At 69.6% G+C, this 24876-nt stretch carries 26 protein-coding genes and 1 pseudogene; 13 read left to right on the top strand and 14 right to left on the bottom strand.

Annotation, left to right across the window (positions count from 1 at the left end; genetic code table 11):
- Positions 1–258: 258 nt before the first annotated feature.
- Both pnp and FV229_RS05315 read left to right on the top strand, forming a co-directional pair.
- On the top strand, positions 259–2478 hold the full coding sequence (gene pnp, locus FV229_RS05320; protein WP_147750958.1) for a polyribonucleotide nucleotidyltransferase: 2220 nt from the start codon (positions 259–261) through the stop codon (positions 2476–2478).
- A gap of 164 nt (positions 2479–2642) precedes the next feature.
- Complete coding sequence (locus FV229_RS05315; RefSeq protein WP_147750957.1) at positions 2643–2864, top strand: YgaP-like transmembrane domain; 222 nt, start codon at positions 2643–2645, stop codon at positions 2862–2864.
- A gap of 78 nt (positions 2865–2942) precedes the next feature.
- Here FV229_RS05315 and FV229_RS05310 read toward each other — a convergent pair whose 3' ends face one another.
- Positions 2943–3209: a GlsB/YeaQ/YmgE family stress response membrane protein gene (locus tag FV229_RS05310; protein ID WP_147750956.1), complete on the bottom strand. Its 267-nt coding sequence runs from the start codon at positions 3207–3209 to the stop codon at positions 2943–2945.
- A gap of 225 nt (positions 3210–3434) precedes the next feature.
- Here FV229_RS05310 and FV229_RS05305 point away from each other — a divergent pair, with 225 nt between their 5' ends.
- Positions 3435–3794: a RidA family protein gene (locus tag FV229_RS05305; RefSeq protein ID WP_147750955.1), complete on the top strand. Its 360-nt coding sequence runs from the start codon at positions 3435–3437 to the stop codon at positions 3792–3794.
- Between the two features lie 56 nt (positions 3795–3850).
- Positions 3851–4912, top strand: a complete 1062-nt coding sequence (locus tag FV229_RS05300) for a polyamine ABC transporter substrate-binding protein (protein ID WP_246688060.1) — start codon at positions 3851–3853, stop codon at positions 4910–4912.
- Between the two features lie 66 nt (positions 4913–4978).
- Here the strand turns inward: FV229_RS05300 and FV229_RS05295 are convergent, their stop codons facing one another.
- Together FV229_RS05295 and FV229_RS27270 are read right to left on the bottom strand one after the other, a co-directional pair.
- Positions 4979–5395, bottom strand: coding sequence for a DUF3597 domain-containing protein (locus FV229_RS05295; protein ID WP_147750954.1), 417 nt, complete (start codon positions 5393–5395; stop codon positions 4979–4981).
- Between the two features lie 92 nt (positions 5396–5487).
- Positions 5488–5658 (bottom strand): hypothetical protein, encoded by a 171-nt coding sequence (locus FV229_RS27270; RefSeq protein WP_187275068.1) that lies wholly within the window; start codon positions 5656–5658, stop codon positions 5488–5490.
- Positions 5659–5975: 317 nt separating this feature from the next.
- On the opposite strand from FV229_RS27270, the gene FV229_RS05290 reads away from it, so the two are divergent.
- Genes FV229_RS05290 through FV229_RS05280 form a run of 3 tightly spaced genes read left to right on the top strand, consistent with a single transcriptional unit; the run spans position 5976 to position 8531 of the window.
- Positions 5976–7001 (top strand): ABC transporter substrate-binding protein, encoded by a 1026-nt coding sequence (locus tag FV229_RS05290; protein ID WP_147750953.1) that lies wholly within the window; start codon positions 5976–5978, stop codon positions 6999–7001.
- Entirely contained in the window at positions 6998–7750 is a 753-nt protein-coding gene (locus tag FV229_RS05285; RefSeq protein ID WP_147750968.1) for an ABC transporter permease, read from the top strand. Before FV229_RS05290 ends, FV229_RS05285 begins: the two co-directional genes overlap by 4 nt.
- Before the next feature lie 4 nt (positions 7751–7754).
- Positions 7755–8531 (top strand): ABC transporter ATP-binding protein, encoded by a 777-nt coding sequence (locus FV229_RS05280; protein ID WP_147750952.1) that lies wholly within the window; start codon positions 7755–7757, stop codon positions 8529–8531.
- 114 nt (positions 8532–8645) lie between these two features.
- Here FV229_RS05280 and FV229_RS05275 read toward each other — a convergent pair whose 3' ends face one another.
- The 4 genes from FV229_RS05275 to FV229_RS05260 all read right to left on the bottom strand — a co-directional run bounded on the left by FV229_RS05275 (position 8646) and on the right by FV229_RS05260 (position 10309).
- Entirely contained in the window at positions 8646–8900 is a 255-nt protein-coding gene (locus FV229_RS05275; RefSeq protein WP_147750951.1) for a hypothetical protein, read from the bottom strand.
- A gap of 179 nt (positions 8901–9079) precedes the next feature.
- Entirely contained in the window at positions 9080–9358 is a 279-nt protein-coding gene (locus FV229_RS05270; RefSeq protein ID WP_147750967.1) for a hypothetical protein, read from the bottom strand.
- Between the two features lie 16 nt (positions 9359–9374).
- Positions 9375–9560 carry a hypothetical protein gene (locus FV229_RS05265; protein WP_147750950.1) on the bottom strand — a complete coding sequence of 62 codons (186 nt, stop codon included), beginning with the start codon at positions 9558–9560 and terminating at the stop codon, positions 9375–9377.
- 464 nt (positions 9561–10024) lie between these two features.
- Positions 10025–10309, bottom strand: coding sequence for a hypothetical protein (locus tag FV229_RS05260; protein ID WP_147750949.1), 285 nt, complete (start codon positions 10307–10309; stop codon positions 10025–10027).
- 287 nt (positions 10310–10596) lie between these two features.
- On the opposite strand from FV229_RS05260, the pseudogene FV229_RS05255 reads away from it, so the two are divergent.
- Positions 10597–10776: pseudogene (locus FV229_RS05255) on the top strand (SRPBCC domain-containing protein); the annotation flags it as partial.
- An 83-nt stretch (positions 10777–10859) separates the two neighbouring features.
- On the opposite strand, the gene FV229_RS05250 reads toward FV229_RS05255, so the two are convergent.
- On the bottom strand, positions 10860–11117 hold the full coding sequence (locus tag FV229_RS05250) for a hypothetical protein (RefSeq protein WP_147750947.1): 258 nt from the start codon (positions 11115–11117) through the stop codon (positions 10860–10862).
- Between the two features lie 332 nt (positions 11118–11449).
- Between FV229_RS05250 and FV229_RS05245 the strand changes: the two genes are divergently transcribed.
- Positions 11450–12460 carry an NAD-dependent epimerase/dehydratase family protein gene (locus tag FV229_RS05245; RefSeq protein ID WP_147750946.1) on the top strand — a complete coding sequence of 337 codons (1011 nt, stop codon included), beginning with the start codon at positions 11450–11452 and terminating at the stop codon, positions 12458–12460.
- On the opposite strand, the gene FV229_RS05240 is transcribed toward FV229_RS05245, so the two are convergent.
- Positions 12457–12822, bottom strand: a complete 366-nt coding sequence (locus FV229_RS05240; RefSeq protein ID WP_147750945.1) for a nuclear transport factor 2 family protein — start codon at positions 12820–12822, stop codon at positions 12457–12459. The two genes, FV229_RS05245 and FV229_RS05240, sit on opposite strands and share 4 nt — an antisense overlap.
- 44 nt (positions 12823–12866) lie before the next feature.
- The gene (locus tag FV229_RS05235) at positions 12867–13310 is read right to left on the bottom strand and encodes an OsmC family protein (protein WP_147750944.1); all 444 of its coding nucleotides are present in this window, start codon (positions 13308–13310) and stop codon (positions 12867–12869) included.
- 366 nt (positions 13311–13676) lie between these two features.
- Here FV229_RS05235 and FV229_RS05230 point away from each other — a divergent pair, with 366 nt between their 5' ends.
- From FV229_RS05230 to FV229_RS05220, 3 genes are all read left to right on the top strand, one after another.
- Positions 13677–14096: a PAS domain S-box protein gene (locus FV229_RS05230; RefSeq protein WP_147750943.1), complete on the top strand. Its 420-nt coding sequence runs from the start codon at positions 13677–13679 to the stop codon at positions 14094–14096.
- A gap of 202 nt (positions 14097–14298) precedes the next feature.
- Positions 14299–15549, top strand: a complete 1251-nt coding sequence (gene frc / locus FV229_RS05225) for a formyl-CoA transferase (RefSeq protein WP_147750942.1) — start codon at positions 14299–14301, stop codon at positions 15547–15549.
- Between the two features lie 301 nt (positions 15550–15850).
- Positions 15851–17029, top strand: a complete 1179-nt coding sequence (locus FV229_RS05220) for an HPP family protein (protein ID WP_147750941.1) — start codon at positions 15851–15853, stop codon at positions 17027–17029.
- A gap of 12 nt (positions 17030–17041) precedes the next feature.
- Here FV229_RS05220 and FV229_RS05215 read toward each other — a convergent pair whose 3' ends face one another.
- The 3 genes from FV229_RS05215 to oxlT form a co-directional block, all read right to left on the bottom strand.
- Entirely contained in the window at positions 17042–17734 is a 693-nt protein-coding gene (locus FV229_RS05215) for an esterase (protein WP_147750940.1), read from the bottom strand.
- A 63-nt stretch (positions 17735–17797) separates the two neighbouring features.
- Positions 17798–19534, bottom strand: a complete 1737-nt coding sequence (gene oxc / locus FV229_RS05210) for an oxalyl-CoA decarboxylase (protein WP_246688059.1) — start codon at positions 19532–19534, stop codon at positions 17798–17800.
- Between the two features lie 192 nt (positions 19535–19726).
- Positions 19727–21013: an oxalate/formate MFS antiporter gene (oxlT, locus tag FV229_RS05205; protein WP_147750938.1), complete on the bottom strand. Its 1287-nt coding sequence runs from the start codon at positions 21011–21013 to the stop codon at positions 19727–19729.
- 336 nt (positions 21014–21349) lie between these two features.
- Here oxlT and FV229_RS05200 point away from each other — a divergent pair, with 336 nt between their 5' ends.
- Complete coding sequence (locus tag FV229_RS05200; RefSeq protein WP_246688056.1) at positions 21350–22453, top strand: OpgC domain-containing protein; 1104 nt, start codon at positions 21350–21352, stop codon at positions 22451–22453.
- Here the strand turns inward: FV229_RS05200 and FV229_RS05195 are convergent.
- A complete protein-coding gene (locus FV229_RS05195) occupies positions 22437–24860 on the bottom strand; it encodes an MASE4 domain-containing protein (protein WP_246688055.1) in 2424 nt (807 codons plus the stop codon). The genes FV229_RS05200 and FV229_RS05195 overlap by 17 nt on opposite strands.
- Positions 24861–24876 lie beyond the last annotated feature (16 nt).

Below are 24876 nucleotides of genomic sequence, written 5' to 3'. Positions count from 1 at the left end.
TCGAGCGAGGTGGACACCGGCTCGCGCGAAGAAAATGCGACGACACACCGAGATGGGGTGTCTTTCGCGATCCGAGGATCGCGGAGGACGCTCCCGTACCTCGGGTGGCCGGAACGGGTCCGGCCCTCCGAGCAACGGGCGACTTCGAGGCGCGAACACCAGGGACAGGATCGCAGGGCACTCCGCCGCCGGAGTGTCCCGCCGTCTTGCCCCTGGCCGCGCCGGGTTCGCCCGCCGCACGATGGCAAGGAAAACAGAATGTTTGACGTACAACGTGAAGAGCTGATGTGGGGCGATCGCCGCCTCGTGCTGGAGACCGGCAAGGTCGCGCGTCAGGCCGACGGCTCGGTGATGGCCACCTACGGCGACACCTCGGTGCTCGCCACCGTCGTCTCCTCCAAGGAGCCGAAGGTTGGGATCGACTTCCTGCCTCTCACCGTGAACTATCAGGAGCGCGCCTACGCCGCCGGCCGCATCCCCGGCGGCTACTTCAAGCGCGAGGGCCGCCCGTCCGAGAAGGAGACCCTGGTCTCCCGTCTGATCGACCGCCCGATCCGCCCGCTCTTCATCGACGGCTGGCGCAACGACACCCAGGTCGTCGTGACCGTGCTCACCCACGACCTCGAGAACGATCCCGACATCCTGGCGATGGTCGCGGCCTCCGCGGCGCTGACCCTGTCGGGCGTGCCGTTCATGGGCCCGATCGGCGCCGCCCGCGTCGGCTACGCCAACGGCCAGTACGTGCTGAACCCGCCGGTCCCGGAGATGGACGGCGCGGTGCTCGACCTCGTCGTCGCCGGCACCACCGACGCGGTGCTGATGGTCGAGTCCGAGGCGAAGGAGCTCTCCGAGGAGATCATGCTCGGCGCCGTGATGTTCGGCCACAAGCACTTCCAGCCGGTGATCGAGGCGATCGTCCGCCTGGCCGAGAAGGCCGCCAAGGAGCCGCGCGCCTTCTCCCCGCCGGAGAACGCCGACGTCGAGGCCGCCGTGCTCGGCGTCTGCGAGTCGGAGCTGCGCGACGCCTACAAGATCACCGTCAAGCAGGAGCGCTACAAGGCCGTCGACGCCGTGAAGGCGAAGGTGGTCGCCGCGCTCTGCCCGGCTGAAGGCGAGCAGAAGTTCGCCCCCGAGAAGGTCAAGGCCGCCTTCAAGGAGGCGCAGTCGAAGGTGGTCCGCTGGAACATCCTCGACACCGGCTCGCGCATCGACGGCCGCGACGTGAAGACCGTCCGCCCGATCGAGAGCCAGGTCGGCGTGCTGCCGCGCGCCCACGGCTCGTCGCTGTTCACCCGCGGCGAGACGCAGGCGCTGGTCGTCGCGACGCTCGGCACCGGCGAGGACGAGCAGTACATCGACGCGCTGCAGGGGACCTACAAGGAGACCTTCCTGCTGCACTACAACTTCCCCCCCTACTCGGTGGGCGAGACCGGCCGCATGGGTTCGCCCGGCCGCCGCGAGATCGGCCACGGCAAGCTCGCCTGGCGCGCGATCCACCCGGTGCTGCCGCCGGCCCACGAGTTCCCGTACACGATCCGCGTCGTGTCCGAGATCACCGAGTCGAACGGCTCGTCCTCGATGGCCTCGGTCTGCGGCGGCTCGCTGTCGCTGATGGATGCGGGCGTGCCCCTGCGCCGTCCCGTCGCCGGCATCGCCATGGGCCTCATCCTCGAGGGCGAGCGCTACGCGGTGCTCTCCGACATCCTCGGCGACGAGGACCACCTCGGCGACATGGACTTCAAGGTGGCCGGCACGGACGAGGGCATCACCTCGCTTCAGATGGACATCAAGATCGCCGGCATCACCGAGGAGATCATGCGGGTCGCCCTCGACCAGGCCCGCGACGGCCGCGCCCACATCCTCGTGGAGATGGCCAAGGCGCTGACCGCCGCCCGCCCCGAGCTCGGCGAGTACGCGCCGCGCATCGAGACCATGCAGATCCCCACCGACAAGATCCGGGAAGTGATCGGCACCGGCGGCAAGGTGATCCGCGAGATCGTCGAGAAGACCGGCGCCAAGATCAACATCGACGATTCCGGCACGGTGAAGATCGCGTCGGCCGACGGCAAGGCGATCAAGGCGGCCTACAACTGGATCCGCTCGATCGTGGCGGAAGCCGAGCCGGGCATGATCTACGAGGGCACCGTCGTGAAGACGATGGAGTTCGGCGCCTTCGTGAACTTCTTCGGCGCCAAGGACGGCCTCGTCCACATCTCGGAGCTCGCCGCCCAGCGGGTCGCCAAGGTGACTGACGTCGTCTCCGAGGGCCAGAAGGTCAAGGTCAAGTTCCTCGGCCAGGACGACCGCGGCAAGATCCGCCTCTCGATGAAGGTCGTCGATCAGGAGACCGGCGAGGACCTCACCGAGAAGCTCAAGGCCGAGCGCGCCGAGCGCGGCGAGCCCGAGCGCGAGGAGCGGGCCCCGCGCGAGCGGAGCGAGCGCAGCAGCCGCGGCGAGCGTCGCAACGCCAACGACTGATCGTTCGGACCTGAGGTCCTGACGGCGAAGACGGCGCGGTCCCCTAGGGGGCCGCGCCTTTTTCGTGTGCGGTTCCGGTGGGGCGGCAAACGACACGGCGTGAGGAACGGCGGCGTTCGCACGGCGTTCGATCCGCGAACCCCAACAGGAGTGCAGTCGATTCCATGGCCAACGACATGATCCACGACATCTTCAGCGGCGAGCCGAACCTCAGCACCACGGAGCGCGCGGTCTCGGTGGCGCTCGGCCTCGGCATCGCGGCGGCCGCCGCGCAGCCGCGCCCGAACAAGTGGCTGAGCCTCGCCGCCCTCGTCGTCGGCGTCGGCCTGGCGCTGCGCGGCGCCACCGGCCATTGCGCGATGAAGGCGGTCTCCGACCGGCTCTGAGCCTCGACGAAGCGAGACGAAAAAAGGGGGCGCCTCGCGGCGCCCCCTTTTTGGTCGGTCGTCTAAATGAAATGGACCTCAGAGCGTCGTGGTGCGGCCGCGGCTGGCGACGAAGCCGTAGATCGCGAGCACGACGATCGCGCCGACGACCGCGCCGATGAAGCCTGCGCCCTGGTTCGGGCCGTACCAGCCGAGCGCCTGACCGAGGAAGGTCGCGACGAAGGCGCCGACGATGCCGAGGATGGTGGTCAGAATGAAGCCCGCGGGCTCGTTCGAACCGGGCATGATGAACTTGGCGACGACGCCGGCGAGAAAACCGATGATGATGGTCCAGAGAATACCCATGACGAACCCCTTGGCGACGTGACGCCTGACGATGTGACGCCGCTTATCCGATGACGCGACGCTAGAACGGACGTGAAACGCACGGTCGGCTTCGTGGGTTGCGACGGATTGGCCGCGATCGGACCTTTTTCCATGCCTTCTCTGGCTCGATCGCCGGCGCGGCGCCCCTTTACCTGGCTGGCGCCGGGCGGCAGAAGCGGTCCGAACCGCAGCTGAGGACAGGGCATGACGATCGAACGCTTCGAGCCGGGCGCACGGATGGCGCAGGGCGTCGCCTACGGCGACACGGTGTACCTCGCGGGCCAGGTCGCGGCCGACACGGTCGGCACCGGCGTCACCGCGCAGACGCAGCAGATTCTGGGACAGATCGACCGGTTGCTGTCGGATGCCGGCAGCGACAAGGAGCGCATCCTGATGGCGACGATCTACCTGGCCGACATCGGCACCTTCGCCGAGATGAACGCCGCCTGGGACGCCTGGGTGTCGAAGGAAAACCCGCCCGGCCGCGCGACCGTCGAGGCCAAGCTCGCCGGACCGGAATACCTCGTCGAGATCGTCGTCGTCGCCGCCCGCTCGGGCAAGTGAAGGGCGCCGCGATGCGGATGGTCCGGTGCGCCCGCGCGATCCTGCTCGCGGGACTGATGCTCGCGGGCGGGCCGGCGCTGGCGGTCGGCCCCGAGCGGGTCGTCAACATCTACAACTGGTCGGACTACGTCGACCCGAAGGTGCTCGAGGCCTTCACCCGCGAGACCGGGATCAAGGTCGTCTACGACACCTACGACAACAACGAGATCCTCGAGACGAAGCTGCTCGCCGGCAAGTCGGGCTACGACGTGGTCGTGCCCTCGGGGCCGTTCCTGCAGCGGCTGATCAAGGCCGGCGCGTTCCTGCCCCTCGACAAGGCCAAGCTCAAGAACCTCGGAAACGCCTGGCCGGAGATCGCCGGGCGGCTCGCCACCTACGATCCCGGCAACGCCTACGCCGTCGACTACATGTGGGGCACCACCGGGCTCGGGCTCAACCTCGGGCTGGTGCGCGAGCGCCTGGGCACGAACGCCGCCCTCAACAGCTGGAACCTCGTCCTCAACCCGGCCTCGGCGAACAAGCTGAAGGATTGCGGGATCATGATGCTCGACAGCCCCGAGGACCTGATCCCGAGCATGCTGCCGACCTTCGGCCTGAAGAGCGATTCGAAGCGCTGGGACGACATCACCCAGGTCACCGACGCGCTGTTCAAGGTGCGCGGCACGGTGCGGAAGTTCCACTCGTCGGAGTACATCCAGTCGCTCGCCAACGGCGACCTCTGCGTCGCGGTCGGCTATTCCGGCGACGTGCTGCAGGCGAAGAAGCGGGCCGACGAGGCCAAGAACGGCGTCGAGATCGCCTACTTCATCCCGAAGGAAGGCACGCTGATGTGGTTCGACGCCTTCGCGATTCCGAAGGACGCCGCCCACCCTGCCGAGGCGCTGAGCTTCATCGACTACATGCTGCGGCCAGAGGTGGCGGCGGCCAACACCAACTTCGTCTCCTACGCCAGCGGCAACCTGCCCGCGAAGGCGTTCGTGAAGCCCGAGATCCTGTCCAATCCCGGCATCTACCCCGACGAGGCGACGATGCAGCGCCTCTCGGTCAACACCGCCTGGGACGACCGCACCCAGCGTTTCGTCACGCGAGCCTGGACGCGGGTGCGCACGGGCAAATGATGCGTGCGCCGGGCATGAAAAAGCCCGGCGCGACGGCCGGGCTTCGCTTCTGGTCCGAGGACGCGATCAGTCCTTGAGGTCGGCCGGCACCTTGCCGCCGTTCTCTTCGAGCTTCTTGATCACCTGCTTGTGCAGCCAGACGTTCATGGTCGCCGAATCGTCCTTGTCGCCGGTGTAGTGCAGCTCGTCGGCGAGCTGCTTGCGGGCGGTCAGGCTCGAATCGAGATCGAGGAGCTTCATCAGGTCCACGATCGAAGTGCGCCAGTTCAGCGTCTGGGAGTTCTTCTCGGCCATGCCGTTGAGCACGGCTTCGACGTCGACCTGGCCGCCCGAGGTGGAGGCCGACGGCGACGCGTCGGCCGTGGTGGAGGTCGAGGCCGGGCTGCTGGAGCCGCCGGCATCCGTGGTCGAGGGCGCGGCCGAGGACGAGGCCCCCCCGAACGGATGCAGGATCTTGCTGACGATGCTGCCGAGTAGGCTCATGAGATGGATTCCCTCGATCGATGCCGCGGAAGACGTGCCGCAGTCGCGGGACAACGGGGGCGGGACCGGCCTGTTCCGGTTGTGTTGCGTCCTCAGCGAAAGAACGGCAGGCTGACACCGAGCAGCACAAGGCCGACGAGCAGGCAGATCCCGCTCCAGCGTTCCAGCATCGGTGCACGTTCGGCGTCGCGCGTCGACAATGCGGCGAGGCCGACGCCACAGGTCAGGCAGGTGAAGCACAGCATCGCGACGAGCATCGCCAAGTTGGATTTGTTACGTCGGCAAAGCAGTTAGATTACCCGAATCCGGATCGCAACGGCTTGCAGATCCATAAATATCGGCCTCACTTGATTTTGATGAGTACGCGTAGCGACTCTTGCACCTGACGGTTGAATTGACGGTTCAAGCGTCATGACGTTCCGACGTATGGTCGTGACCATGTGGTTACATCGATCATCTTGGGACGGCGGACGCCGCAAGGCCTGCGCATGAGACATGCGATTTGACCTTTCGCCGGCCTGTGGCATGGGAGCGGCGAACGCCGAACCCGTCGGTCCCCGAGCCCGGACCCTGAGAGCCCATGCGCTACCTCCCCCTCCGCCGTACGATCCTCGCCGCGGCCCTGTTCGCCCTCGGCGCGGGCGCCGCCCCGGCGCAGACCGCGCCGGTCTCCGTCCGCATCGGCGTGATCCCGGTGATCGGTGCGGCGCCGATCTTCGTCGCCAACGGCGAGGGTTGGCTCGAGGCCGCCGGGCTCAAGCCCGGCTTCACCACCTTCGAGTCCGGCCCGAACATGATCCAGGCGCTGGCGTCGGGCACCATCGACGTCTACGTCGCCGGCATCGCGCCGCTCGCCGTGGCGCGCACCAAGAACATCGACGTGCGCGTGGTCGCCGCGACCGCGGTCGAGGAGATGGTGTTCGTCGCCGGCCCCAAGCTCGCACCCTACTTCGCGGCCACCGCCGACAAGGCGGAGGCGTTCCGCCGCTACCGCGAGAAGGAGGGCCGCGCCGCCCGCCTCGCGACCCAGCCGCCGGGCTCGGTGCCGAACACGACGCTGCAGCACTGGCTCTGGCAGGTGGCCAAGACCGACAAGGCGAACGCCGACGTCGTCGCCATGGGCATCGACGCGACGCAGCAGGCGCTGCTCGCCGGCGCGGTGGACGGCGCCTCGATCCGCGAGCCGGCGCTGACGATCGTCCAACAGCGCAACCCGGCGATCACGCTGATCGCCACCGGTGCCGAGATGTTCCCCGATCAGCCCGGCACCGTCGTCGCCGTCTCCGGCGCCTTCGCCGACCGCAACCCGGCCGCCGTGCAAGGGCTTGTGGATGCGCTGGTGAAGGCGACCGACCTGCTCAAGACCGATCCGGCGCGCGCCGCGCCGCCGGTCGAGAAGGCGCTCGGCAAGGGCATCACCGACCTCGCCACCATCCGGAAGGCGCTCTCCTCGCCGGCGGCGAAGTTCACCGCCGACCCGCGCGTGATCATCGAGGCCACGAAGAAGATGCAGGCCTACCAAGTGAGCATCGGCACCCTCGACAAGGACGTGCCGATGGACGGCCTGTTCGTGCCGGGCTTCTACGAGAAGGCGGTCGCGCGCTGACCTTCCTCCGCTCGATCCTGCTGTCGGCCGCGGGGCTCGCCGCCTTCCTGCTCGTCTGGGAGGCCGCGCCGCGGCTCGGGCTGATCAATCCGGCCTTCCTGCCGCCGCCGACCACGATCCCGGCCGCGTTCCTGCGCGAGATCGAGCTCGGCGTCTGGTTCGAGGCGGTGGCGTCGAGCCTCAGCCACTACCTCGTGGGGCTCGCGGTCGGCGCCGGCGCCGGGATCGCCCTGGGGCTCGTCGGCGGCATGTCGCGGACCTTCGAGTCGGCGACCGCCTGGGTGGTGCGCCTGCTCCGGCCGATCCCCGGCCTCGCCTGGGTGCCCTTCGCCATCATTTGGTTCGGGGTCGAGCCCTCGGCCGCCGTGTTCATCATCGCCGTCGGCGTGTTCTGGATCGTGTTCTTCGCGACGCAGGGCGCCGTCCGCGGCGTCGACCGCGACCTGATCGAGGTGGCGCAGGCTTTCGGCTTCCGCTCGGCCCCCGCTCGGCTGACCAAGATCCTGCTGCCCGCGGCGACGCCGGGCATCCTCGTCGGCCTGCGCACGGCCCTGGGCCAGGCCTGGATGGCGGTGGTCGCGGCCGAGATCTTCGGCGTGCCCGGCGTCGGGCAGCGGATGATGCAGGCCTCGAGCCTGCTCTCGACCGACATCGTGGTGGTTTACATGCTGACCATGGCCGGGCTCTACGGGCTGTTCGATTCCGCCTTCGTCGCCCTGCAGGGCTGGCTCCTGCGTTGGCGGGCCTAAGCGCATGACAGCCGACACCGCCCCGCACGCCCCGATCGTCGCCTTCCGCGGCCTCGGCCTCGCCTACGAGCGCGCGGGCACGCGCAACGTCATCCTGTCGAACCTCGACCTCACGGTCGCGCGCGGCGAGTTCCTGGTGATCGTCGGCGAATCCGGCGTCGGCAAGTCGACGCTGCTGCGGGTGCTGATCGGGCTCGCCGCGCCGAGTTCCGGCACCGTCGACCTTGCGACGCGCCCCGGGTGCCGCACGCCGATGGCCCTGGTGTTCCAGGATGCGCGCCTGCTGCCGTGGCGGCGCGTCATCGACAACGTGGCGTTCGGCCTCGAGAACAGCGGCCTGTCGCGTGCCGAGCGTCGCGCCAAGGCCGGCGAGATGCTGGCCCTTGTCGGGCTCGGCGACCTCGCTCAGCGCTGGCCGCACCAGCTCTCGGGCGGGCAGCGCCAGCGCGTCGCCATCGCCCGCGCACTCGCGGTCGACCCCGACGTTCTGCTGATGGACGAGCCGTTCTCGGCGCTCGACAGCTTCACCCGCGAAGGCCTGCAGGACGAGGTGCAGCGCATCCAGGCCGCCACCGGCAAGACGGTGCTGTTCGTGACCCACGACATCGACGAGGCGGTGACCCTGGCCGACCGGGTGGTTGTGCTCGCCGGCAAGCCCGGCCGCGTGGCGGCGGAGGTGCGCATCGACCTGCCGCGTCCGCGGCGGCGGCGCGACGGCGCGCTGCTGGAGGCGGCCCGGCGCCTGCGCGGCGAGCTGTCCCGCGACTCGGCGGAACTCTGACGGAAGCGTCAGAACCAACCTCGGTGAGCCCGGCTCAGCGAGGTTCGACCCCCGCGACGGCGAGGCGGTGGTCGTCCGCCGCGCCTCATGGGTTATGAACCATGAGATTTGGTATCAGTTGTCCGAATAGGCCCGCATCATCTCGACGATGCGGGCTCGTACCTCCGGGTCCCCGACCCGCAGGAACGCCGCCAGCATCGCATCGCATTCGGCAGTATTGGGAGTCAGTGCGTCCGAGACCGGTGGCTCGTGCCGGTAGAAGTCCGAGACCGGGATCGCGAGCACGGTAGCGATCTTGCCCAGGATCTGCTGGCTGGCCGCCGAACGCGAGCCATCCTGCATCAGACGCGAGGTTGCCGGGTCCGTCATCGGTTCGTGCCGTCCAGTCTACCTGCCTGCGGTCGGCCCGGCACGTGTATGCGAGCAAACCGGTTGGTCAAATCGGTATTCACGCAAATCGTTGCATGCGCAACGACTAGTTTCAACCATGCGTAGAAAATACGATCGGTGATCCGAGGCACCTCGACGTCCCACGCGGCGCGACGCCATCACGCCAGCGTCGCCGACACCGCCAACCAGACCAAGGCGGCCGCTCCGAGGATGCGCCGCCAGGGGTTCACCCCGCGCAGAACTTCGTCGGCGGCCCACCACCCGAGCGCCGCGCCCGCCCCGATCCGCAACCAGAAGTCCGGCCGACCTTGCGGAACGAGGACCCAGCGCACAATCGAGAACCCGAAAAACAACCAGAGCGGGAGATTGGGCCATTGTCCAATCACGAACGCGCCGGTTCGCCGGTCGCGGAACGTCCAGTCCACGGCGCGGCGCAGGGCCGACACGGCCCGCTCAGACCTTGTCAGTGCCCTCGGCCTGACGGAGCGGCGCGCAGATCTGCGGGCTGACCTTGTCGAGGTGTACGCAGGCGTTGTCGCGGTACCAGGCGCGCAGGCCGGGCTGGGTCGGCGCGACGTACATCGCGACGAGAACGAAGCCGCCGGCGAGCACGATGAGGGTGAGGAGAAGGTTGCGCATTACGGGGGCTCCGATCGGACGGGCCGCCGGGCGACGGGTCGTCCAGACAAAAGGCCCGTTCGCCGGAAAGGGCGCGGGCCGGGCGGTCGCCAGGTTAGCCCGACGACGGGTCCTGTTCCGCCCGCACAACGGTCCGGGCGCGCGCGAGTTCCGATCCGCGGCTGCGCCGAGGGCATGGTTACCGCCGGCGCGGGCTTCGCGTGCGGTCTTAACGAAGCGTGAAGCGCGTTTCCGGGAAATCCGGGAGGGCCGGTTAAGAAAGCCTGAAACGATTCGCTCGAATGCGCCGGACGACGGATGGTGGGGCGACCGGGCGACGTCCGGCCCCTTCCCGAGACACCATCAGGCGACGGCCATGACCGAGACGTTCGACGACATCAAGTTCCTGATGACCCTCGCCTTCGTGGTCTTCGGCGGCTTCGGGCTCGACGCGCTCCTGCGCTGAACGCGCGGCGCGGGGTCGATCAGCGCGCCGCGGCCCCGTAGGCGCTGCGCAGGGCGAGCAGGGCGTCGGAGGGACCGATGGCGCTCATCGGTCGCGCGGTCGGACCAAGGCGGATCTCCGGCGCGGGGCGGGCCTCGGCGACGACCTTCACCTTCGGCGCATCCGGTACCTGTCCGGATCGCAGGAAGCGGGCGAGTTCGGCGGCCTTGGCGCGCTGCTCGGCGTGGAGCAGCCGCAGGGCCACCACGATCCCGATCGCCCCGGCGCCTTCGAAACAGGCGGCGATCACGTAGCCGGGCGCCATGGTCGTCACTCCTTGGAGAGTTGCCGGGGCGCATGCGGAGGGCGCCGCTCCGCGACGGGTTCTCGGCGGTCATGGTTACCGCCATGTTAACCGCCGGCGGTGTCGCTCCCGGTTCCGGATTTCGTGATGGCAGCGGGCAATGGTCGCCCTCGAGGCCGGCGAGTGGATCGCATCGATCGCCGCTGCGTCCGTCCGGTTTGAAACCAGTCGGAGCCCCCGTCACGGTGACACCTTGAGATTCGCATGACTGAGCCGACGCTCCCCTGACGCCGTCTCCGAGCGCGACCTCGGCCAAGCCGTTCATGACGCTGGTCGTCGCCTCCGTGCCGGAAGCGGGCGGATGCCGCTACACCGCCGTCGCCCGGCACTCGAGCGTGGCCGACCGCGAGGCGCACGAGGCGATGGGGTTCCACCAGGGCTGGGGCATCTGCGCCGACCAACTCGTGGTGCTCGCCGAAACCCTCTGACGGCTCGCATCGAGACCGAAAACGAAAAAGGGCCGCCCTCGCGGACGGCCCTCCTTTCGACCGGCGAACCGATCGTACGCCGATCACATGCGGTGACGGCGGTGATGCATCATGCGGTGGCGGCGCTGGTGGCGCATCATCGGCCGGCCCATCGGCCGCATGCCGGGGCGCATCGCCGGATCCATGTCGGGCGTGCCGCCCGGCGCACCCATCGCGCGCTCCATGCCGGCGCGCGGGCCGCCGGCCTGGGGGCCGGACCGGTTGTAGGGGGAGTTCCCCTGGGCGAAGGCGGTCGCGGACAGGAGGGTCAGCGACGCGGCGATCAGGAACACTTTCTTCATGGGGAAGTCCTTGGGTCGTCTGTAGGGGCGGAACACCCGCCTCGAACGCCGCCGCAGCCCGATGCGGCGTCGGCGTACGCTGGTGAACTTCAGCCGTCGCGCAGGGGTTCCCCCTCAGGCGCGGATTCCGCGCGCAACGACCCGCGTTCGTGCGGACTCCGCTCACTCCCGGTGCCCCGCCTCGGTAGTCAGCATCCGCGGCGACGGGCCCGCCGAGGTCTTCCCCCCGTCCGCGCAGCAGGCCGCCCCGGCTGCGCGCCCGCATCCACCGCACCGGCAAAATGGGCTAGGGACATGGGGCTGCGGAACGCCGGGGCGCGAGGGAGACGCTGATGGATCCGGTACTGATCACGGGGGCCGCCGGGTTCATCGGGTATCACGTCGCCGAGCGCTACCTCGCGGCCGGGCGCCCGGTCGTCGGGATCGACGACCTCAACGCCTATTACGACGTCGGCCTGAAGCAGGCGCGGCTGGCCCGGCTCGAAGGCCGTCCCGGCTTCCGCTTCCTGCGGCTCGACATCGCCGACGCCGCGGCCGTCGACGCTCTGTTCTCCGAGCACCGGTTCAAGCGCGTGGTCCACCTCGCGGCGCAGGCGGGCGTGCGCTACTCGCTGGAGAACCCGCGCGCCTACGCCCGCAGCAACGTCGACGGGTTCCTGAACATCCTCGAAGGCTGCCGCCATCACGGCTGCGAGCACCTGGTCTACGCCTCGTCGAGCTCGGTCTACGGCGCGCTCACCAAGATGCCGTTCTCGGTCCACGACAACGTCGACCATCCGGTCAGCCTGTACGCGGCGACCAAGAAGGCGAACGAGCTGTTCGCGCATTCCTACAGCCACCTCTACCGGCTGCCGACCACGGGCCTTCGCTTCTTCACGGTCTACGGGCCCTGGTACCGGCCCGACATGGCCCTGTTCCTGTTCACCCGGGCGATCCTGGCGGGCGAGCCGATCTCGGTGTTCAACAACGGGCTGATGCAGCGCGACTTCACCTACGTCGACGACGTGGTGGACGGCGTCGTGCGGGTGGCTGAGCGCATCGCTGCCCCGAACCCCGCCTGGGACGGCGTACGCCCCGATCCCGGCACGAGCCTCGCGCCCTACCGGATCTACAACGTCGGCAACAACCGGCCGGTGCAGCTTCTCCACCTGATCGACGTGCTGGAGGCGTGCCTCGGGGTGAAGGCGGTGCGCCGGATGCTGCCGATGCAGGCCGGCGACGTGCCGGCCACCTATGCCGACGTGGACGACCTCTCCGCCGCCGTCGGCTTTGCCCCCGCGACGCCGATCGAGGCCGGCGTCGAGCGGTTCGTGCGGTGGTACCGCGACTACTACCGCGCCTAACTCTCAGTCGGCTTGATCTTCAACTGGTCGATGACCCAGCGCCAGGTCCCGTCCGCCTGCTCGCGGGCGGTCTCGACCGAGAGCGTGCCGTTGGGCAGCCGCGCGAAGGTCATCGCGATCGAGCCGTTGCGTAAGGGGGGCAGGATTTCGGCGGCCGGAAACTCGGAACGGCGGGCCAGCAGGTCCGCGTAGAAGGCGCGGATCTCGGCGTGCCCGCTGGCGACGACCCGGCCGGCGGCCAGCACCGCCTCCGGCTCGTAGAGCGCGACGAGGCCTTCCACGTCGCCGGCGTTCGCACGCTGGTTGAACAGGCGGGCCAGCGCCTCCGGCGCCTCGGCGCCGTCCCTGTGCATGTCCGACATGGCGGTTCCTTTCATGATAGTCGGCGGGTTCTTCGAACCGCCGGTTACGTCAGTTGCGCCCCCGTGCCGTCACGCACCGAGACGGCGATGGGAATGCCGAGCTTCACGCTCTCGGACACGGTGCAGAACCGCTGGAACTGGTCGAGGACCCGGTCGATCCGCGGCATGTCGGCGGCGGTGGCGCCCAGGATGATCCGCACGTCGACGCCGACGATGCGCAGGCGTTCGTCGTCGTTGCGCCCGATGCGGCAGGTGGCCTCGGCCGAGACGCCGCCTCCGTCCTGGCGGAACTTGCCCAATGCGAAGACGAGGCTGGCGCACAGGCAGTTCGCAACGCCGGCGATCAGCAACTGCTCTGGGTTCGGCCCGGTCCCACCGCCGATCGGCTCCGCCTCGTCGACCCGCAGGGCCGGCAGGGCCTTACTGAAATCCACGCTGAAGACGTAGTCGCCGACCTGCGTGATCGTGATGCTCGGCGCCGCCGTCATCCCGCGTCCTCCCCACCCTGCCGAATTCCCGGCCGCGCCCCGCGTTCCGGCCCCTCCTCTGACAGACTTGCCCCTGACAGATCCGCGATTTGAAACCGAAGCGCCGCCGGGCCGGCTCCGCATGCCTTGACGCGATTTCCGCTCTGGCATACCACATACCATATAAGGAATCGAGCCGAGGCCGGATCGTTCTCAACGATCGCGAGCCCCGCCCGCCTCCGCCGCAGGGAGAGCTTCCATGCCTGGCCGAATTCCCGACCGCTGATCCCGCCTTCCGCTCGCGGCCGTCATCCCCCGCGGGTCGCGCGACCGACGACCTCGCCCACCGGCGGCGGACGACGGGTCCTGGAACGATGAGCGTCTTGCATGTCTCGGGCGATCGACTTCGAACAAATGGTCTCGAATGCCGGCGACGCGATCGTGGTCTCTGACGCCGACGGCGCGATCGTCGTGTGGAACGCCGCGGCGGAGCGCATCTTCGGGTTCACGCCGGAGGAGGCGATCGGGCGCACGCTCGACCTGATCACGCCCGACCGGCACCGCCAGCGCCACTGGGACGGCTACCACAAGACCATGCGGACGGGGGTGACGCGCTACGGCGCCGAGGTGCTGCGCGTGCCGGCCCTGCACAAGGACGGTCGTTCGCTATCGATCGCGTTCACCGTGAGCATGCTGTTCGACGCGGACGAGACCGTCACCGGCATCACCGCCGTGATCCGCGACGAGACCGAACGCTGGGCCGCGGAGCGGGCGATGCGCCGCCGCATCGCCGAGCTCGAAGCCTGAGCAATCATCAAGATCTCCCGTCGGGAACGGGCAACGAATTCAAGGTCAAGGCCGGTTTTCGCAAGCGAGAGCAGATCCGGCCGAGAGCAACGTGACCGCCGACCGAGGCTCCGAAGATGAGCCCGGCCTTCGATCACCGAGTGCGTCACCGATCCAGGGTCGGCGTCGCCATCCGTCCACGCGAAGAGAGGAAAAGCCGACGATGAGCAAGCCACTCGAGGGGATCAAGATCATCGACTTCACCCACGTCCAGGCCGGTCCGGCCTGCACGCAGCTTCTGGCCTGGTTCGGGGCCGACGTGATCAAGGTCGAGCGCCCCGGCTCCGGCGACGTCACCCGCAACCAGCTGCGCCACGTCGAGGGCGCGGATGCGCTCTACTTCACGATGTTGAACTCCAACAAGCGTTCGCTGACCCTCGACACCAAGACCCCCGAGGGCAAGCAGGTCCTGGAGAAGCTGATCGCCGAGTCCGACGTGCTCGTCGAGAACTTCGGCCCCGGCGCCTTGGACCGGATGGGCTTCTCCTGGCCGCGGATCAACGAGCTCAACCCGGGCATGATCGTCGCCTCGGTGAAGGGCTTCTCCGACGGCCACCACTACGAGGACCTGAAGGTCTACGAGAACGTGGCCCAATGCGCGGGCGGGGCCGCCTCCACCACCGGCTTCTGGGACGGGCCGCCCACCGTCAGCGCCGCGGCGCTCGGTGATTCCAACACCGGCATGCACCTGGCCATCGGCATCCTCACGGCGCTCCACCAGAAGAACAAGACCGGCAAGGGCCAGAAGGTCGCCGTGTCGATGCAGGATTCGGTGCTGAACCTCTGCCGCGTGAAGCTGCGCGACCAGCAGCGCCTCGATGCGCTCGGCTATCTGGAGGAATACCCGCAATACCCGCACGGCACGTTCACGGACGTGGTGCCGCGCGGCGGCAACGCCGGCGGCGGCGGCCAGCCCGGCTGGGTGCTGAAGTGCAAGGGTTGGGAGACCGACCCGAACGCCTACATCTACTTCACGATCCAGGGCCATGCCTGGGCCCCGATTTGCCGGGCGATCGGAAAGGAGGCGTGGATCGACGATCCGGCCTACAAGACCGCGTCCGCCCGCCAGGACAAGATCATGGACATCTTCGGCACGATCGAGGAATGGCTCGCCGACAAGACCAAGTTCGAGGCGGTCGACATCCTGCGCAAGTTCGACATCCCCTGCGCGCCGGTGATGTCGATGAAGGAGATCTCTGTCGATCCGAGCCTTCGCGCCAGCGGCACGGTCGTCGAGGTGCCCCACCCCCATCTCGGCTCGTACCTGACGGTCGGAAGCCCGATCAAGTTCTCGGACATGACCGTCGAGATCAAGTCCTCGCCGCTGCTGGGCGAGCACACCGACGAGGTGCTGGTCGACCTCGGATACACCCAGCAGCAGATCGAAGAACTGCACCAGGCCCGCGCGGTCTGACCGGTTCGACGAGCTAGCGAAGCCGCTTCCGGTCCGAGAGGACTCGGGGGCGGCTTCCGCCGTATCCATTGCTGCTGCTTCGGAGCTATCAAATTGATCGCGCGAAGCACCGACCGGCCCCCTCTCCCGGGGAGAGAGGGTTGGGGTGAGGGGCGTGACCTAACCGGACATGTCACGCCCCTCATCCTGTCCTTCCCCCTGGGAGAAGGGACCCGCGCTTGATCCTGCCGGCGGTGCGACGACGGCGGCCTTCGCGGGTGTCGGAATGGCGCGTCCCTAAAACACGCGAAGGCTCGGATCCATGCAGCCACTTTGGCGCCGGTTCGTTCCGGCGGCGACGCCGCTCAGCCTGCGGGAACGCGCCCGCTCGGCGCTCGGCGCAATGCTCGGCATCCTCGTCACCGGGGCGCTCGCGGCCTGGGCATTGGGGCCGACCACCGCCCTGCCCTTCCTGATCGCGCCGATGGGCGCCTCCGCGGTGCTGCTGTTCGCCGTGCCCGCGAGCCCGCTGGCGCAGCCCTGGTCGATCGTCGGCGGAAACCTCGTGGCGGCCCTCGTCGGCGTGAGCGTCGCGGCGCTCGTGCACGATCCGATCCTGGCGGCGGCGCTGGCCATCGCCGGAGCCGTCGGGTCGATGATGGCGCTGCGCTGCGTCCACCCGCCGAGCGGCGCGGTCGCGCTCACCGCGGTGCTGGGCGGCCCGGCGATCCACGACCTCGGCTACGGCTTCGTGCTCTGGCCGGTCGGCGTGAACTCGTTGCTGCTGCTCGCCGCGGCGCTCCTCTTCAACAACCTCACCGGCCGCCCCTACCCGCATCCCGGCATCGCGCCCGCGCCCGGCCGCACCGATCCCGTCGCCGCGCCGCTGGGCTTCAGCGGCGAGGACCTCGATGCGGCGCTGGAAGACTTCGACCAGATCCTCGATGTCGGGCGCAGCGACCTCGAGGCGATCCTGCGGCAGGCGCAGCTCCGCGCCACCCGCCGTCGCTCGGGCCAGACGGACTGCGCCGCGATCATGACCCGCGACGTGGTGGCGATCGCCCCCCACGCGCCGCTGATGGATGCGCTCGCCCTTCTGCGCCGCCACCACATCAAGGTCCTGCCGGTGACCGACGAGAGTGCCCGGGTGGTCGGCATCGTCACGCAGACCGACCTCCTCGACAAGGCGGCGTGGGACCCACGCGGGCCGCGCCTCGGGCTCCTCCGCCGCCTGCGCCTGACCGCGGCCCGCGGGCGCGCCCCGCACGGCTCGGTCGAGGACATCATGACGAGCCCTGTCGTGACGCTGCGGCCGGACAGCCCGATCGGCGAGGTCGTGCTGCAGATGTCTGGGCTCGGCCTGCACCATCTGCCGGTGGTCGGGCCGGACGACCGCCTCGTCGGGATCGTCTCGCAGGGCGACCTCGTCGCGGCCCTGCTCACCGACGCCACGCGGCACCAGGCCGAGGTGCCGACGCCGCGGATGCTGGCGCCGGCCTGATCCGAGGGCGCGTCAGGCCGGGTTCGGCACGTCGAGGAAGAAGGCGACGGCCTGCGCCACCACCGCCGGGTCGTAGGCGTGGGGGCCGTCGTACTCGACGTAGGTGGTGTCGTAGCCGGCCCGTTCGAGCTGCGCGGCATGGCTGCGGCCGCCATGCGCGACCGCGATCTGCGCGTCCCGGGTGCCGTGCGAGACGAAGACCCGCGGCGCCCCGGTCTGGACCTGCACGCTCAGGAAGCCGGCGGACGAGGCGATGACGTGGGTGACGACGTCCCCGTTGGTCAGCCCCGAGGACAGGGCGTAGCTACCGCCGTCCGAATGGCCGGCGAAGGCCAGATGCGACGGATCGAGCAGGAAGCGCGATCCGACCTCGGAGAGCGCGGCTTCGAGGCGCTCGCGGTCGGGCCCGTGGCCGGCGATGACGAGGTCCCAGGTCGGGAACAGCGATTGCGGGGCCAGCAGCAGGAACCCGCGCGCCTCCGCGTGGGCTTCCAGCATCGGCAGGATCTTCTCCGCGCCGCCCCCGCCGCCGTGGAACAGCACCGCCAAGGGCGTGGCCCTTCGCGGGTCGATCCGGGCCGGCACGTGGAGGATCGCGTCGCGCTCCGGAAACAGCCCAAGCGGGTGACGCCCCGGCGGTAGCGGCGGCTTCACGGGGAGCCGGTGCGCGAAGGCGATGCGGCCGACGAGGCGCGGATCGATCATCGCGTCGGCTCCCATGGTCGCGGGAGGGCGGCGACCGCCCTCCCGCTCTTCGCCCGGCTGCACTTACTTCCGCTTCACGGTGCTCTGCGGGTTGAGGCTGCCGATGTTGCCGCTCTCGGTGCCCGCAGAGGGGTCGATCACCGCGTTGATCAGGGTCGGACGGCCCGAATCCATCGCCGCGTTGACCGCCTCGCGGAGCGCATCCGGCGTCGTGACGTTGACGCCGACGCCGCCGAAGGCCTCCATCATCTTGTCGTAGCGCGCGTCCTTCACGAACACGGTCGGCGCCACGTCGGCCGCGCCCGACGGGTTCACGTCGGTGCCGCGATAGATGCCGTTGTTGTTGAACACCACGATGCAGACCGGCAGGTCGTACCGGCAGATCGTCTCGACCTCCATGCCGGAGAAGCCGAAGGCTGAGTCGCCCTCGACCGCGAGCACCGGCTTGCCGGTCTCGACGGCCGCCGCCACGGCGAAGCCCATGCCGATGCCCATGATCCCCCAGGTGCCGACGTCGAGGCGCTTGCGCGGCTGGTACATGTCGATGACGCCGCGGGCGAGATCGAGGGTGTTGGCGCCCTCGTTGACGAGGATCGCGTCCGGCCGCTCCTTGATGATCGTGCGCAGCACGCCGAGCGCGCCGTGGAAGTCCATCGGGGTCGAGTTCTTCAGGAGGCGCTGGCCCATCTTGGCGATGTTGGCGTCCTTCTTCGCCTTGATCGTCTCGGTCCAGGCCGCGGGCGGCGCCGGCCAGCCGCCCTTCATCCCGTCGAGCAGCGCCGCGACGCAGGAGCCGATGTCGCCGACGACCGGCGCGACGATCTCGACGTTCGAATCCATCTCGCGCGGCTCGATGTCGATCTGGATGAACTTCTTGGAGCCCGGGGCGCCCCAGGTCTTGCCCTTGCCGTGCGAGAGCAGCCAGTTCAGCCGGGCGCCGACCAGGAGCACGACGTCGGCCTCCTTCAGCACCGTCGAGCGCGCGGCGCCGGCCGAGAGCGGGTGGGTGTCGGGCAGGAGGCCCTTGGCCATGCTCATCGGCACGTAGGGGATGCCGCTGGTCTCGACCAGCGCGCGGACCGCCTCGTCGGCCTGCGCGTAGGCGGCGCCCTTGCCGAGGATGATCAGGGGGCGTTCGGCGGTCTTCAGCACGGCCAGCGCCCGCGCGATCGCCTCCGGCGCCGGGATCTGGGCGGGCGCCGGGTCGATCACCTTGACCAGCGACTTCGCGCCGGCCTCGGCGTCCATCACCTGCGCGAAGAGCTTGGCCGGCAGGTCGAGGTAGACGCCGCCGGGACGGCCGGAGCAGGCGGCGCGGATCGCGCGGGCTACGCCGATGCCGATGTCGGCGGCGTGCAGCACGCGGAAGGCCGCCTTGCACAGGGGCTTGGCGATGGCGAGCTGGTCCATCTCCTCGTAGTCGCCCTGCTGCAGGTCGACGATCTCGCGCTCGGACGAGCCCGAGATCAGGATCATCGGGAAGCAGTTGGTGGTGGCGTTGGCCAAAGCCGTCAGGCCGTTGAGGAAGCCCGGCGCCGAGACCGTGAGGCAGATGCCCGGCTTCTTCGTGAGGAAGCCGGCGATCGCCGCCGCGTTGCCGGCATGCTGCTCGTGCCGGAACGAGATCACCCGGATGCCCTCGGCCTGGGCGAGGCGCCCGAGATCGGTGATCGGGATGCCCGGCACGCCGTAGATCGTGTTGATGTCGTTGAGCTTCAGCGCGTCGATGACGAGGTGGAACCCGTCGGTCAGCGCAGGCTGGGTGTCGGCCTCGGCCATGTTCACGTCGGCGGTATGCATGTCGATGACTTGAGCGTGCGCGGGCATCTCGGCCTCCCGAATGGATGGTTGTTGGGCCTCTCCGAGGTCTCGGCCTCGGAGGGCTGGTCGCAGGACCCGCGCCACGGGGATGTCGATAGGGGGTGTCGATGGGGCGGGTCGACGAGGCGGGCGTCGGAGGCGGGGCCGGCGCGAGGCGCCGGCCCGCCGGTGTCAGGCGATCCGGATCGGCTCGGCCTTCGGCACGGACACGGTCGCGTCGAGGGCGAGGTAGCGCGCCCGCATCGGCTTGAGCACGAAGATCGCCAAAGCCGCCGCGGTGAGGTTCAGGGCGACGATGATGCCGAACACCGCGTACCAGCCGTAGGCCGCCGCCACGAGGCTGCCGAAGGGGACCAGGAACGAGGCGGTGCCCTTGGCGGTGTAGAGCAGGCCGGCGTTGCTGGTGGCGAACTTCGAGCCGAAGGTGTCGCCGCAGGTGGCGGGGAACAGCGAGTAGATCTCGCCGAACACGCCGAAGTACAGGGCCGTCGCCAGCACGAACACGATCGGGATGGTGCCGTAGCTGAGCAGCAGCAGCACCGCGACCGCCGCGGTCGAGAACGCGATGAACATCGTGTTCTCGCGCCCGATCTGGTCGGAGACCCAGCCGAAGAACGGGCGCCCGAACCCGTCGAAGATCCGGTCGAGCGAGATCGCCAGGGTCAGCGTCGCCATCGTCAGGCCGAGCATGCTCACCGGCACGTCGGCGACGTGGAAGTCGTGGGCGATCGGCGCGATCTGCGCCGCCGCCATCAGGCCGCCGGCGGCGACCATCACGAACATCGCGTACATCACCCAGAAGACCGGGGTGCGCACGGTCTCGCTCGGGGTGCGGTCGACCTTGCTCTGTGGCAGGTTGTGGCGCTTGCGCTGCACCGGGGCCGCGCTCCTCGGCTTGCGCAGGAACACCGAGAGGAACACCACCACCGCGCCCTGGATCAGGCCGAAGGTGAGGAACGCGCTCTGGTAGCCGCTCGACGCGATCATCTTCGCGATCGGCACCACCGTGATCGCGGCGCCCGCGCCGAACCCGGCGGCGGTGGCGCCGGCGGCGAGGCCCCGGCGATCCGGGAACCACTTCAGCGCGTTGCCGACGCAGGTGCCGTAGACCGACCCGGCGCCGATGCCGCCGACCACCGCGCCGAGGTAGAGCATCGGCAGCGAGCCGGCATAGGCGTTGATTACCCAGGCCAGCGCGATCATCACGCCGCCGAAGGCGACGACGATCTTGGGTCCGTAATTGTCGACGAACCAGGCCTCGACCGGGACGAGCCAGGTCTCGGTGGCGACGAAGACGGTGAAGGCGAGCTGGATCGAGGCCCGGCCCCAATGATGCTGGGCATCGATCGGGTCGACGAACAGCGTCCAGCCGTATTGGAGGTTGGCGATCATCGCCATGCAGAGCACGCCGAAGGCGAGCTGCCACCATTTCGCCGCAGGGGCGTCCTGACGTTCCATCCCGGTTTCCTCCGCCTGCGACTCTCGGTTCGCGTGGATGCATCATGCATCGATTGCTCAGGTATGCAATATACCAGAGGGGGGACGGCGGCTGAAACGTATTATCTTGCCGCTTTCTGTCATGCGGCCTCTTCCGGTCGCTGCGCAAGATCGCCGATGCGCCCCTTTGTAACGCGGCGGCGCGGGGCCCGTGCCCTGCCCTTCCAGGGCCATCGACGACCACATCGTGACCGGAGGCCCGTGATGCGCGCTGGATCACTTGGCGCGCGGCATGCGACAGGGTGCGAACCCGCCCGACGAGAGTCTGATGCCCTGCGCCCCCGACCGACTGCCCGCGTGACCGATCCCGCTCCCGCGTCGCGCAAGCGCGACCCGCGCATCGACGTGCTGCGCGGCCTGGCCCTGCTGATCATCTTCGTCGACCATATCCCCAACAACGCGCCGGCGCTGATCACGCCGCACAATCTCGGCTTCTCGGACGCCGCGGAGCTCTTCGTGCTGTTTGCCGGATACTCGGCGATGGCCGCCTATGGCGGCCTGTTCCGCCGCGCCGGCACGATCGAAACCCTGAAGCGCGTCGCACGGCGGTGCCTGCGCATCTACCTCTTCCAGGCGGCTCTCCTGCTGGCCACCCTGCTGATCGTGCGGGCCTGGATGGACGCGACCGGCCTCGTCCCCCGCTTCGGAGTCGCGCCGCTGCTGCAGATGGGGCTGTGGTCCGGCCTGTGGCGCGGGCTGCTGCTCAACGCCTTGCCGAACTACCTCGACATCCTGCCCCTCTACATCGTGCTGCTGGCCGCCTTCCCGCTCTACTATGCCGGCATGCGCCGGAGCGTCTGGGGCGTGCTCGGCGTCTCGGCCCTGATCTGGCTGCTCGCCAACCTCGACCCGGCCTTCAACCTGCCCAACGCCGCGGCCGACGACGGCTGGTACTTCAACCCGTTCGCCTGGCAGTTCCTGTTCGCGATCGGGATGGCGCTGTCCGCCGCCATTCGGGGCGGCGACGGCCTGCTGCCGCGCCGTGCCTGGCTGAGGGCCGCGTGCTGGCTGATGCTCGCCGTCTCGCTGCTGCAGGCCGCGCCCTGGAGCGCCTGGAACCTGCCGGACCTGAGTCTCGTCGCCATGGCGCCGCCGGACAAGGGCCACGTCGCCCCGCTGCGGCTGCTCCACATCCTGGCGGTGATCTATCTGCTGTTCGGGTCTCCCCGCGTCTACGCCCTCACCACGAGCCCGCGCCTGCGCTGGCTCGAGCTGTGCGGGCGCCACTCCCTGGAGGTGTTCGCGCTCGGGTGCCTCGCGGCGCTGATCGGCCGGATCAGCTACCGCACCTTCGGGCCGACTTGGCCGCTGCAGGTCGGCGTCAACGTCGCCGGCCTCGCGGCGATGATCGCGCTGGCGTGGTTCCTCGACCGGCGGGCGCGCCTCAGCGCCGCCCCATGACCACCCGCAGCTTGTCGGCCAAGTCCTCGCGGCCGTAGGGCTTGTTGAGCAGCGGCAGGTCGGCGGGCAGGCCGTCCTCGCCGAAGGCGGAGGCGGTGTAGCCGGAGGCGAGCAGCACCCGGAGGCCGGGCCGGAGCCGGCGCGCCTCGACCGAGAGCTGCACCCCGTTCATCCCGCCCGGCATCACCACGTCTGAGAACAGGATGTCGACCCGCTCCGGCCCTTTCAGCCGGGCGAGCGCTTCGGCGGCATGGGTCGCGGTCAGGGTGCGGTAGCCGAGCTCGCTCAGGCTCTCGACCGCCATGTCGAGCACCGCCGGCTCGTCCTCGACGACGAGGATCACCTCGCCGTCGGTGGCGCGGCGCAGCGGCATCGGCCCCTCGGGCCGGGCTGGCGCGGCGACCTCCTTCGAGTGCGGCAGGTAGATCGACACGGTGGTGCCCGCGCCGACCTCGCTTCGCAGCAGCACCTGCCCGCCGCCCTGGCGCGCGAACCCGTAGACCTGGCTGAGGCCGAGGCCGGTGCCCTTGCCGACCTCCTTGGTGGTGAAGAACGGCTCGAAGGCGCGGGCGGCGGTGCCGGCATCCATGCCCTGGCCGGAATCGCCGACCGCGACGTGGACGTACTGCCCCGGCGCGAGGTCCGGCAGCGCCGCGCCGTCCTCATCCGTCACCGTCAGGTTCTCGGTGCGGATCGTCAGGCGGCCGCCGGACGGCATCGCGTCGCGGGCGTTGACCGCGAGGTTGAGGATCGCGCTCTCGAACTGGCCGGGGTCGAGCCGCACCGGATCGAGGGCGGCGTCGAGGTCGAACGTCACGGCGATGGTCTCGCCGACGGCGCGCTCCAGCAGGGTGCGAAAATCCTTGAGCAAACGGTTCGGGTTGACCGTCTCGGGGCGCAGCACCTGCCGGCGCGAGAACGACAGCAGCTTCTCGGTGACCTCGGCGCCGCGCCGGGCCGCAGTCATCGCCGAGCCGGCGAGGCGCTCCACCCGCTGCGCGTCGGCGGGGCGGCGGACGATCATGTCGAGGTTGCCGATGACGATGGTCAGCAGGTTGTTGAAGTCGTGGGCGACGCCGCCGGTGAGCTGGCCGATCGCCTCCATCTTCTGCGCCTGGTTCAGGCGGTCGTCGGCGTCCTGGCGCGCGGTGGTGTCGACGACGATCCCGGCGAGCGCGGTCGCGCGGCCGGCCTCGTCGCGCATCGCCCGGCCCTTCAGCTCGATCCAGCGCGTCGCCCCGTCGCCCGCGCGCCGGATGCGGCATTGCAGGTCCAGGGATCCCACGGTCGCGATGGTGGTGAAGGCGGCCTCGGCGACCGCGCGATCCTCGGGGAGGACGTGCGCGAGGGTCGTCGCCACGTCCCAGCGCGGCTGCAGGGCGTCGTAACCGAAGATGGCGTCGTGGCGCAGGCTCCGCCGCGACACGCCGGAGCCGAGGTCGAACTCCCAGTCGCCCATGTCGGCGGCTTCGAGCGCGATGGCGAGGTGGTCGCGGGCGACCTGGAGGTCGGCGCGCTGGCGCTCGCGCGCCTCGGCGATGCGCTCGGCATGTCCGTAGAGCAGGTCCACCTTGTGCAGGTACGCGCACAGCACGACGATGCCTGAGATCAGCGCCTCGATCCGCCCAGAGAACCAGCCGACGCTGCCGCGGGACGCGCCCGTCAGCGTCACGAGGTTGTCGAGGAGGAGCAGGAACAGCGAGACCGCGAGCCAGAGCTGGAGCAGGCTGCGCAGGCGCGTCGTCCAGCACAGGATCGCGAGCGAGAGCATTGTGAGCAGGGCGACCCCCGGCCCGACGCCGGAGGTGGTGAGCGACCAGTAGTCGTCGCCGACCACGGTGGTCGGCAGCCGGTCGACCTGGGCGACCACGAGGTAGGTCAAACCGGCGACCGCCACCGCTACCGCGACGGCCGCGGCGATCCCGACGGATGCGGATCGTTCGGGGGCGATCGACCGGTGTCGGCCGTCGCCTTCCATGATCGCGTAGGGCAGTGCGAACAGCGGCGGCCCGAGGTGCCACAGGGTCCAGAGCCACGTCGTCGTGGCCGGCGACGACCCGAGGATGCGACCCGTGCCGAAGACGTTCGGGAAGCTCAGGAGCTGGATCGCGACGATCAGCGTGACGTACAGGCCGCCCGACGAGAGCAGCAGCAGCGGCACCGAGCGGGTGCGCCGGTACTGCGCGAAGAACAGCGCCGTGGTGACCGCGTAGACCACCGTGAGCGCCGATTGATGGCTCGCGACGAATCCCGGCATCGGCGCCATCGGCTGCCCGACGAACGGGAGCAGCGCGAGCGACAGCGCGGCGAAGGCGAGGCAGACCAGGCCGGCGAACTGTCGCTGTCTCGGGCCCGGAGCCGCGTTGGCGAAGGTGGTGAGGTCGGCGGGGCGCGGGGCGTCGTTCACGATGGTCTCCGACCTT

This window comes from Methylobacterium sp. WL120 (assembly GCF_008039465.1).
In the GTDB taxonomy this organism is placed as follows: domain Bacteria; phylum Pseudomonadota; class Alphaproteobacteria; order Rhizobiales; family Beijerinckiaceae; genus Methylobacterium; species Methylobacterium cerastii.
Note: the sequence above shows the minus strand (reverse complement) of the source record. Positions and strands in the feature narration are given on the sequence as shown.

Excerpts from the sequence above, each read along its gene's own strand:
- FV229_RS05300 (WP_246688060.1), top strand. The coding sequence starts at position 3,851 with ATGCTCGCGGGCGGGCCGGCGCTGGCGGTCGGCCCCGAGCGGGTCGTC.
- FV229_RS05295 (WP_147750954.1), bottom strand. The coding sequence starts at position 5,395 with ATGAGCCTACTCGGCAGCATCGTCAGCAAGATCCTGCATCCGTTCGGG.
- oxlT (WP_147750938.1), bottom strand. The coding sequence starts at position 21,013 with ATGGAACGTCAGGACGCCCCTGCGGCGAAATGGTGGCAGCTCGCCTTC.
- FV229_RS05230 (WP_147750943.1), top strand. The coding sequence starts at position 13,677 with ATGTCTCGGGCGATCGACTTCGAACAAATGGTCTCGAATGCCGGCGAC.
- FV229_RS05290 (WP_147750953.1), top strand. The coding sequence starts at position 5,976 with ATGCGCTACCTCCCCCTCCGCCGTACGATCCTCGCCGCGGCCCTGTTC.
- FV229_RS05240 (WP_147750945.1), bottom strand. The coding sequence starts at position 12,822 with ATGTCGGACATGCACAGGGACGGCGCCGAGGCGCCGGAGGCGCTGGCC.
- frc (WP_147750942.1), top strand. The coding sequence starts at position 14,299 with ATGAGCAAGCCACTCGAGGGGATCAAGATCATCGACTTCACCCACGTC.
- FV229_RS05215 (WP_147750940.1), bottom strand. The coding sequence starts at position 17,734 with ATGATCGATCCGCGCCTCGTCGGCCGCATCGCCTTCGCGCACCGGCTC.
- FV229_RS05315 (WP_147750957.1), top strand. The coding sequence starts at position 2,643 with ATGGCCAACGACATGATCCACGACATCTTCAGCGGCGAGCCGAACCTC.
- FV229_RS05260 (WP_147750949.1), bottom strand. The coding sequence starts at position 10,309 with ATGGCGCCCGGCTACGTGATCGCCGCCTGTTTCGAAGGCGCCGGGGCG.
- FV229_RS05280 (WP_147750952.1), top strand. The coding sequence starts at position 7,755 with ATGACAGCCGACACCGCCCCGCACGCCCCGATCGTCGCCTTCCGCGGC.
- FV229_RS05220 (WP_147750941.1), top strand. The coding sequence starts at position 15,851 with ATGCAGCCACTTTGGCGCCGGTTCGTTCCGGCGGCGACGCCGCTCAGC.
- FV229_RS05250 (WP_147750947.1), bottom strand. The coding sequence starts at position 11,117 with ATGAAGAAAGTGTTCCTGATCGCCGCGTCGCTGACCCTCCTGTCCGCG.
- FV229_RS05245 (WP_147750946.1), top strand. The coding sequence starts at position 11,450 with ATGGATCCGGTACTGATCACGGGGGCCGCCGGGTTCATCGGGTATCAC.
- FV229_RS05265 (WP_147750950.1), bottom strand. The coding sequence starts at position 9,560 with ATGCGCAACCTTCTCCTCACCCTCATCGTGCTCGCCGGCGGCTTCGTT.
- pnp (WP_147750958.1), top strand. The coding sequence starts at position 259 with ATGTTTGACGTACAACGTGAAGAGCTGATGTGGGGCGATCGCCGCCTC.
- FV229_RS05310 (WP_147750956.1), bottom strand. The coding sequence starts at position 3,209 with ATGGGTATTCTCTGGACCATCATCATCGGTTTTCTCGCCGGCGTCGTC.
- FV229_RS05305 (WP_147750955.1), top strand. The coding sequence starts at position 3,435 with ATGACGATCGAACGCTTCGAGCCGGGCGCACGGATGGCGCAGGGCGTC.
- FV229_RS05275 (WP_147750951.1), bottom strand. The coding sequence starts at position 8,900 with ATGACGGACCCGGCAACCTCGCGTCTGATGCAGGATGGCTCGCGTTCG.
- oxc (WP_246688059.1), bottom strand. The coding sequence starts at position 19,534 with ATGCATACCGCCGACGTGAACATGGCCGAGGCCGACACCCAGCCTGCG.
- FV229_RS05235 (WP_147750944.1), bottom strand. The coding sequence starts at position 13,310 with ATGACGGCGGCGCCGAGCATCACGATCACGCAGGTCGGCGACTACGTC.